We start from the raw sequence: 2,687 nt of genomic DNA on the forward strand, positions 1-2,687 counted from the left end.
GTCGGGGGGTAGTTCGGCGAGGTGTTCGAGTAGGAGTTCGCCCTGGCCGTGGATGTTGCCGACGGCCACGAGGGAGGCGTCCGGGCCCAGGTGGGAGAGGAGTTCCCGGGTCAGTTCGGCGGCGTTGCGGGCGTCCCCGCCCAGGTCGATGATCCTGCCGTTCCAGCCGGACGGGATGCCGTCGGCCGCGCTCTTGGTGGGGTGGCCGATCAGGAAGACCGTCTCGGGGGCGATGTCGGGGACGATCTGGCCCATCTGGCCGTTGCGCTCGACACGGTCCGGACGGCAGTTGATCACCATGTGCAGCGGGCGGCTGATGGCCCCCAGGGTCAGCAGCTGGTTGATGTTCATCAGTGTGGACTCGGGGTCGTTGGCGGCGAAGATGTTGCCGAAGCGCAGCTTCCTGCCGTCGTGGGTGCGGTACTTCTCCACCGAGAGCACCCCGGGGTCGGGTGGGGCGTCGTACATGCCCTGAAGGGCTGTGCGGCGCTCCACGCCGAGCAGTTCGGCGACGGCCAGGGCGATGGCGACGTTCTCCTTGAAGGTGAACCAGGAAAAGCCGCGCAGTTCGTCGTCGGTGACGGTGGCGGGGTCGGCGTAGACCAGCTCGCAGTCGCGGTCGTCGGCCTCCTGCTTCAGGACCTCGAAGCGGTCCTTCTCCGCGGTGACGCAGATGCCGCCGACGGGCATCGAGCGCGACAGGGAGCGGGCGATGTCGTCCAGGGTGGGGCCCATCTCGGCGACGTGGTCCTCGCGCACGTTGCACAGCACGCCGATGGTGGAGCGGATCAGTTTGGTCTGGTTGACCTCCTGCAGGGCGGGCATGACCGCCATGCACTCGATGACCAGGGCGTCGGGGCGGTAGGCGGCGGCCCGGCGCACGATGCCGATCTGCTCGACGACGTTGGCGATGCCGAACTTGCGGTAGACCGGTTCCTCGGTGGCGTCGGGGTGGATGAAGCGCGCCGCGGTACCGGTGGTCTTGGCCACCGTGACCAGGCCGCCGCCGCGCAGGGCGCCCGCGCACAGCCGGGTGATCGAGCTCTTGCCGCGGATGCCGTTGACCAGCACCCGCGTGGGTATCTGCTCGAGGTTGGTGAAGTGGCGCCGCTGCTCGATGATGCCGGCGGCGAGCAGGATGGCGCAGCAGACCAGCAGGACGCAGTAGAGAAAGAGCACGGCGGTCAGTTCCTTCGGCCCGTGGGCTGGGCGGTGGTGCGGTCCGCGTCGGCGTCGCGGGTGCGGTCGGCGGTTCCTGGCTTGGTCTTGGCCTGCTCCACGAGGAGTTGGCGGATCAGCTCCAGGCTGCGGACCACGGAGCCGACTTCGTCGTGGTGGCGCGGGTAGAGCACGGTCTTGCGGTCGCCGCCCGCGAGGTTGTGCGCCTGGTCGACCAGGGCGCGCAGCGGCCGGACGACGATGATGTGCAGCCAGCCCAGGCAGGTGGTGGCGGTGGCCAGCCCGAGCAGGCCGGCGAGCATGGTGCGGCGCTGGGCCTCGTACTCGGCCAGGGCCAGCCAGGAGACGGGCTGGATGGAGGCGACCTGCCACTTCAGCTCGCCCGCGGCGCCGTTGTTGCGGAAGGGGACGGCTGCGGCGACGGTGGTCTTTCCGGTGCGCAGCAGCACGCCGGTGGCCTGTCTGCTGGTGGCGGCGGACTCGGCGGTCTCGCGCAGCCGGGCGTCGGGCAGGTCGGCGAAGGCGCGGAAGCCCTTGTTGGAGGCGAGCAGGCGGTGGCGGTCGTCGGTGAGCCAGATGTTGCCCAGGCCCGGGCGGGTGAGGATGCCGTTGAGGAAGGTGATCTCGAACTCGCCGACGACGTAGCGCTTGTCCTTGCCGGGCACGGTGGCCACGGCGGTGATCACCGGGAGCTTGCCCGAGTGGTTGACCAGGGCGACGCCGTCCTTGGTGCGAGTGCTGCGGGGGGTGCGGGGGGTGTCGCCGCCGCGGGCGATGGGCTCGCCGTTGCTGTCGACGACGTAGATGTTCTTGTAGCGGCCGTGCTCGGCGAGTGTGGTGTCGATGACCCGCTTGATCTGCCGGGCGTCGGTGCCGTCGCCGACCGAGGTGGCCACGGAGTTGAGGTCGGCGTAGCCCTCGTTGAGGCCCTGGCGGACCCGGTTGGCGGCGGTCTCGGTGCGCTGGCGCTGGTCGGTGACGAGCTGCTGGGGGATGACCGCGGTGGTGTCGGCGCGGTTGAGCAGGAACAGCAGCGGCGCCGCCCAGGAGAGCAGGACCGCGCTGCACAGGAGGAGGATCGTGCGCAGCCCGGTGCGGTCGTCCTGGCGGCGCGCGACGGCCCGGCCGCCGTGTGCCGGGGCGCCGAGGAGCTGGCGGCGCAGGGATTCCAGGGAGGTGCCGATGCGGGCGGGTTCGCCGAAGCGGGGCACGTTGACCGGGCGGGTGAGGTCGCCCTGGGTGAGGCGGCGGGCCTCGATGTGCAGGCGCAGCAGGGGCTTTTGGAGGAACTTGAAGAGCACGAAGGTCACCAGTGCGCCGAGGGCGAGCAGGACGCCGGCGGCGAGGATGCCGAAGAGCTGGTGGTTGGCGCTGGAGGAGTCCTGGACGACCTCGACGGAGGTGACCACGCTCAGGCCGAGGCTTCCGGCGAGGCTGGTGTCGGTGGTGGTGCCGATGCCGGGGGTGACGGCGGCGTATCCGGCGACGGTGCGCGAGCCCTCGGCGAC

The 2,687-nt window shown here is 70.8% G+C and carries 2 protein-coding genes; both read right to left on the minus strand.

Annotation, left to right across the window (positions count from 1 at the left end; all coding sequences use genetic code 11):
* Nucleotides 1-1,179: poly-gamma-glutamate synthase PgsB (gene pgsB / locus IEY86_RS35725; RefSeq protein ID WP_189136063.1), on the minus strand; the 1,179-nt coding region annotated here is incomplete at its 3' end.
* 5 nt (nt 1,180-1,184) lie between these two features.
* The coding region (locus IEY86_RS35730; protein ID WP_189136064.1) for a HAMP domain-containing protein at nt 1,185-2,687 on the minus strand (1,503 nt) is incomplete at its 5' end.

The organism is Wenjunlia tyrosinilytica, assembly GCF_014646055.1.
GTDB classification, from domain to species: domain Bacteria; phylum Actinomycetota; class Actinomycetes; order Streptomycetales; family Streptomycetaceae; genus Wenjunlia; species Wenjunlia tyrosinilytica.